Raw genomic sequence first — 6393 nt, forward strand, 5'->3', positions numbered from 1 at the left:
CTTTTAGATCAAGTGCATGGGTTGAGTATGCTGGTGCCGTAGTAGACCCCGTGGCAGTTGTTTATCGCGCCGTTCTGGTAGCCATACCCATTTTGATAACCTGGCTGATAGCCTGGCTGATAACTATAGCCATTTTGATACCCAGGCTGATAGTTATACCCGCTTGTGTATCCAGGCTGATATCTGGGTGATGGCGACCCTTCAGGTGCGATCGCACCACCAAGAGCACCGGCACCGGCACCGATGGCCGCACCGACAGCGGCATTTCCGGTCAATGCGCCGATGATCGCCCCACCTGCACCGCCGATCAGCGCACCACCGACGAGGTTACTGTCTCGGCGCTGGTTGCGGCATTGCGTCGGATGAGGGGTATCACGACAAGCAACACCCGCAGGCGGTTGAGCACAACCGGCGAGCAGGGCGACCCCGGCGAGGCAGGTCAGCAATTTTGTTTTTTTCATCATTTTCTAGTCTCCTTCACACATATTATATAGCATACAGCACGCCACAAATTACGCCGCGCGGCTTGGTCTGGCCGGGTGGGCGAGGGGATCGACCTGTCGTGTCTCGATGAAGCGGATCACGTCTCTTGTATGCCAGGCTGACGCCCGCTTACCGATTTTCACCGGTTGCGCCAGTTCGCCGCGCTGGACGAGGCGATACACTTGATCGCGGCTTCGTAAACCGGTCATCCGCATCACATCGTCGATCCGGAGAAGGGCGATGGTCGAGATAAGCTTGTCGATGTCGTGCCGATCATGTGTCATGCGGATTATATAGCGCACGGCACGCCACGATCAGACTTTTTATTTTTATCACTGCAAAATCAAACGTAACCAACCTTCTCCCGGTGAAACCCTATTGAAACCCAGAATCGTAGAATTGAATATTTTATTTGCTGGCGCTCTTAATAATGCGTTGAAAAACAATGGAAAAATGTCGCACACAGATTTTAAGATAGCTGACTCTTAATCAGCGGGTCCAAGGTTCGAGTCCTTGTGCGCCCACCATTCCAAATAAAGAAATTGCGAGATGAAGATGCCGCCGGGCAAACCGGCGTGCACGGCCCGTGCTTCACGTATGCTTCACTTTCCCCGGATAAGGTGAGACAAAGTGAGGCATTTGGCCGCCGGCTCGCGCTGGAAGCCAGCGACGTCATTCATCGCACAAGTCATTGATTTGAAATGGTGCCGACACCCAGGATTGAACTGGGGACCTACTGATTACGAATTTGACAACCCGTGTTTTTTCTAATAGTATGTTAGTTGCAAACACTTTATATTAGGTGATTTTTCGAGTATTTTATAACCTCATGTTGGCTCTGATTTTAATTCCGGTGCATCCCCGGTGCAACCCTGAAAGGATTACCGATGAAGGGCACTATCACAAAGCGGTCGATTGACGCATTGCAGGCACCAGCCAAGGGCGAGGTCGTTTTGTGGGATTCCGCGCTCAAAGGTTTCGGTCTGCGGGTGCGGCCTAGCGGCGAAAAGACGTTCATCACATGCTATCGCCCGAACGGCGGCGGACGCGGGCAGCCTTACCGGAAATTCGTGATCGGGAGTTACGGCAGCCCCTGGACCCCGGAACAGGCCCGCAAAAAGGCCGAGGCGGTTCTGCTGGAAGTTCGGAACGGTGGTGATCCCGCTGCCGTGAAACGGGAATTGCGTAGTGCTGAAACCGTCGCCGATCTGGCAGAACGGTTTCTATCGGATCACGTCGAAGCCAAGCGCAAGAGCCGCACCGCCGCCGAATATAAGCGGCTGATAGACAAGAACATCCTACCCGAAATCGGCTCAGTGCCGATCCACCAGCTATCACCGAAGCAGGTAGATCGATTGCATCAAAGGATGAAAAAGACACCTTATCAGGCCAATCGAGTGCTGGCGGTGCTGGGTTCGATGCTGACAAAAGCCGAGGGATGGGGGCTGCGCCCCTTGCACACAAACCCATGCGCTCGCATTGAGCGGTTTCCAGAAAAAGCTCGCGAGCGGATGCTGTCGGCTTCGGAACTGGCAGCGTTATCAGTTGCAATCGACGAATATCCCTCGCCGATTGTGAGGGCAGCACTTAAATTGCTCGTTTTCAGTGGCGCGCGGCTGAGCGAAATTTTGACGCTCAAATGGGCTACGATCAATTTCGAGCGAGGCGAGGCGAGGCTTCAAGATTCCAAGACCGGACAAAAGACAATCCATCTGCCGCCGCCAGCCATTGCGATTTTGAGTGAACTCCCGCGCGAGGCTGGCAATCCATACGTCTTGCCCGGCCAGAAAGCCAACTCGCATCTGGTCAATCTTGAAAAACCGTGGCGAGCGATCCGGGCTAAGGCTGGCTTGGATGATGTTCGACTTCACGACCTACGCCACTGCTTCGCGTCGATTGCGGCATCAAGCGGCATGGGGCTGCCGATCATCGGAAAACTGCTAGGCCACACGCAATCGGCGACGACACAGCGATATGCCCATATTTCAGCCGATCCGCTGAAATTGGCTGCGGCGAATATTGCGGAACAGATTGAAAAGGCAATGAGCATCGAAAAATAAAATAGCAAAATATTGAAAATAAACGCTTTATTTTATCAATTTTCTACTATTTCCAATTATTTTTGCATTACGTATGCGAGGGTTTGCAATTTTCCGATATAATAAAAAAATCACCGCAATTGTGCAGTGTTGAAAGGAATATTTTTATGGAAGTATTGATGCGACGCCCCGAAGCAGCGGCCTACCTTCAAATGTCACGCGCATTTCTCGATAGGGCGGCGATGACCGGCGATGGTCCCGCGATGATTAAACTCGGGCGAAAGTCTGTTCGCTATCGTCGCGAAGATTTGGACACTTGGATTGCCGGGCGGCAGGTTCGCAGCACCAGCGAAATCCGGCGGTAAGAAAATCCCCGCTCGAAAATGTGTTTCGAGCGGGGATTTTTTTATTCATAAAATTTCAGTTAAGGTGTGGAATGAATATAGACGAAACTCCCGAAATTGTCAAGCAAGTTGACGAAAAAAGACAGGCCTTATACGAGGCGGGCTTTACTCCTGTAGCCGTCCGGACACGCTCGAAGATACCAGCAGAATACGGTTGGCAGCGTAAGCGAGGGCTGCCTGCGGCGGCTGATTTGGGGACATTGAGCACCGGAATACTATGCTCCGGTCTGCGAGCAGTCGATATTGATTGCCAAGCTGACGAGATCGCGGATCGGGTGGCGGCGCTGGCAGAAAAGTTGCTTGGGCGCACATGCACGCGGACGCGGCCTGGATCGGCAAAACGGCTCTCGCTCTATCGCGCAGCCGATGGGGAGCCAGCGAAAATACGTCTCGAAGGCGAACGCCACGTTGCAAAAAGTCATGACGAGGCCGTGGAAATCCTCGGCAAGGGCCAGCAATTTGTTGCAGATGGCGAACACCCAGACGGTGGCCGATACGCATGGAATTTTTCGCCGGAAATGCTTGGGCGCGGCGGCCTGCCTGCCGTCACTGAAGACCAGATCGCGCATTTTCTTGACGAGGCCGAGAAGATCATCGGGCGGAAATCGCGCAGTGCGGCGAGCACGGGCGACGCGCCAGATCAGGAGTCGTTGCTAGCACCGTCTTTTAAGCACGTGCTGTCGCTTCTTTCTTTGATCGAGAACGATTCGCGCTTCAATGACCGAAACGCGTGGCTCAAATTCTGCGCCGCTATCCTTGCTGCTGCAGGACCAGAGAACCGGGCAGACGCCATTGAGAGACTGCTCGAATGGGCAGACAAGTGGGGTGGGGGATTGTCAGATACCGACGAGAATCGCCGCGCAATCGAAAGTTTGCCTGCGCCCTATCGGGTCGGATGGAATTACCTTTGCAGCTTTACCGAATGCGCGACATTGCTTTTTGAAGCAGGGGGTGACGAACCGCCGAAGCCGGAACCGCAGGGGGATGACGAGAAGGGTGGAAAACGCGGCGGCGGATCGGACGCTGACAAGCTGATCGCGGTTGCCCTGCGGGACACTGCGCTGTTCCATACGGCTGCCGGAGACGCATACGCCGATATCCGCGTTGCCGGTCATCGCGAGACGCACCGCGTCGGCGGCTCGCAGTTCAAGCAATGGTTGACGCACTTGTTCTACGAATCTCACGGGCGCCCGCCGGCTCGCGATGCGATGCCGCAGGGGGTCGATGTGCTCACGGCGAAGGCCATGTTTGACGGCCCGGAACGCCAGGTTTTCATCCGCGTTGCCGAGCACGGGGGGCGCATTTATCTCGACCTTTGCAACACGACGTGGCGCGCAATCGAGATCGACCGCGACGGCTGGCGAGTTATCGCGGACGCGCCTGTGCGCTTCCGTAGAGCGCCCGGCATGCAGGCACTGCCGATGCCCGAGCGCGGCGGATCAATCGACGACCTTCGCTCTCTCGTGAACGTGCGGGATGATGACGGGTTCACCTTATCCATAGCATGGCTGCTCGCCGCGCTGCGGCCCGTGGGACCGTATCCAATCCTCGCCATCACGGGCGAACAGGGATCGGCAAAATCGTCATTCCTTAGAACGCTGCGGGCACTAGTTGATCCGAACATTTCCGACCTTCGCAGCTTCCCGCGCGACGAACGAGATTTATTCATCGGCGCGAACGCAAGTCATATACTGGCCTTTGATAATGCAAGTTCAATCTCCCCTAGCCTTAGTGACAGTCTGTGCCGAGTTGCCACTGGCGGTGGATTTGTCACAAGAAGACTATATACAGACGACGAGGAACTTCTAATTGATGTTCAGCGTCCGCAGGCGATCAATGGTATTTCGGATTTCATCAATCGGTCCGATTTGGCCGAGCGTTCACTTTTTCTCAGTCTCTCGCCGATTCCCGAAGACTTACGCAAGCCGGAATCTGACTTGAAGGCGCGGCTGGAGCGGGCACGCCCCGCCATTCTCGGCGCGCTTCTCGATGCCGTGTCGAATGGCCTGCGCCGATTGCCTGAAACGCGGCTCGACCGTTTGCCGAGAATGGCGGACTTTGCATTGTGGGCAGTTGCCTGCGGAGACAATCACCTGTGGCCCAAAGGCGCCTTCATTCGCGCCTATGATGCGAACAGGGATATGGCCGTACATGACATGCTTGATGCTGATCCGGTCGCCGCCGCCGTTCAGGCGTTGATGCGGGAACGAGATAGCTGGTCCGGGACGGCACAAAGCCTGCTCGATGAACTCAAGCCGCTGGCGAGTTTCTCGGCTGGCGCGAGCAAAAAATGGCCTACTAGCGCGCGGGGGCTGTCGTCTCCCTTGCGGCGCATCGCGCCGGGGCTTCGCTCCACGGGGATCGACATATCGTTTGACGTTCGCGGCAAAGCGAAGATTCGCACGATCGAAATTCGCCGGGCAGGCGGACGGTTGGCGGACGGTCGCGGACGGTTTGAATCCATCAACCGTCCGCCAAATGTTGTTGAATTTAACAGCCATCTTTCAAAGGCGGACGGTGCGGACGGTTTGAAGCGGGCTTTTACGGGAGACCTATCATGAGCGCCGCACTGGTGCGGGCACGGGTATTTTTCCCCCCTCCCTTACCTGTGTGCAACAGAAGGGGTATGAAACCGTCCGCACCGTCCGCCTTTTCAAAACTATAGATATAGAGTGGATTTTCGGCGGACGGTTTGGGTCTTAAGACCGTCCGCCAACCGTCCGCCACCGCCCGCCAAGAAGGAAAATCTTATGTTTTGTTTTTAATTCCCAGAAATTAGACTGAAAAATTTTCAGTCTTAAAGACAATTTCTCGTAACACTTTGTCGACAATAGGAATTTTGACCATGAAAAATTTTTCCCCCCTGCCTATCACACCTTCACCGTTCCGCCGCGTCGAAGGTGGGCCGCCGACGAACGCGGATTTTATGGACCGCTTCGGATATGACGGGTCCTGCCCCCCTGCCTCAATGACTTTTCCGGGAGGGTTCGCGGCGTCCGAATGGACCGATTACGAATCTCGTAATCTCGCGGAACGGGCGGGCATCGAAAAAACGGTGCCATTCCAGCACGATTACGAACGCGCCCCGAAAGTCTGGATATTAAAAAACCGGTTGCTTACCGACCCAATCGAAATTGCGGATTTTTCCCCCGATCACCATCTAGGCAAAAGCATCTGGGGCGGCATCGGCACAATCGACGCTCAAGTTCTCGACGATCCGGCATTGTGGCCTGCCGCATGGGATTACTGGGCATCCGCCGTAATTGGCAAGCCAGGGCAATATCTTGCCGCCTTGCGCCGTGCCATCGAGCGCCGACTAGGCGGTGATCCGCGTGTGATCCTCGTGTGCGATACCAACCATGCATCGGCATGGGCAGAGCGTTTTCACGAGCGCGGCATTTTGTGCGAGACTTGGGATGAATGACGATCCCGAAATTAACGAAATTCTCGGCAAGCTGCCTGACGGA

General features: G+C 55.2%; 6 protein-coding genes. 4 read left to right on the forward strand and 2 right to left on the reverse strand.

Annotated features, from left to right (window positions below; translation table 11 throughout):
• Positions 1-8 precede the first annotated feature (8 nt).
• Both APM_RS20565 and APM_RS14225 read right to left on the reverse strand, forming a co-directional pair.
• A complete protein-coding gene (locus APM_RS20565) occupies positions 9-464 on the reverse strand; it encodes a YMGG-like glycine zipper-containing protein (RefSeq protein WP_007424071.1) in 456 nt (151 codons plus the stop codon).
• 48 nt (positions 465-512) lie between these two features.
• Complete coding sequence (locus APM_RS14225; RefSeq protein WP_007424072.1) at positions 513-767, reverse strand: AlpA family transcriptional regulator; 255 nt, start codon at positions 765-767, stop codon at positions 513-515.
• A 603-nt stretch (positions 768-1370) separates the two neighbouring features.
• Here APM_RS14225 and APM_RS14235 point away from each other — a divergent pair.
• The 4 genes from APM_RS14235 to APM_RS20575 all read left to right on the forward strand — a co-directional run bounded on the left by APM_RS14235 (position 1371) and on the right by APM_RS20575 (position 6350).
• Positions 1371-2543: a site-specific integrase gene (locus tag APM_RS14235; RefSeq protein ID WP_007424073.1), complete on the forward strand. Its 1173-nt coding sequence runs from the start codon at positions 1371-1373 to the stop codon at positions 2541-2543.
• A gap of 158 nt (positions 2544-2701) precedes the next feature.
• Positions 2702-2887: a helix-turn-helix transcriptional regulator gene (locus APM_RS23145; RefSeq protein WP_371259411.1), complete on the forward strand. Its 186-nt coding sequence runs from the start codon at positions 2702-2704 to the stop codon at positions 2885-2887.
• Between the two features lie 71 nt (positions 2888-2958).
• The gene (locus APM_RS19850; protein ID WP_083818695.1) at positions 2959-5487 is read left to right on the forward strand and encodes a bifunctional DNA primase/polymerase; all 2529 of its coding nucleotides are present in this window, start codon (positions 2959-2961) and stop codon (positions 5485-5487) included.
• 284 nt (positions 5488-5771) lie between these two features.
• The gene (locus APM_RS20575; protein WP_083818696.1) at positions 5772-6350 is read left to right on the forward strand and encodes a hypothetical protein; all 579 of its coding nucleotides are present in this window, start codon (positions 5772-5774) and stop codon (positions 6348-6350) included.
• Positions 6351-6393: the final 43 nt, after the last annotated feature.

This window comes from Acidiphilium sp. PM, from assembly GCF_000219295.1.
GTDB classification, from domain to species: domain Bacteria; phylum Pseudomonadota; class Alphaproteobacteria; order Acetobacterales; family Acetobacteraceae; genus Acidiphilium; species Acidiphilium multivorum.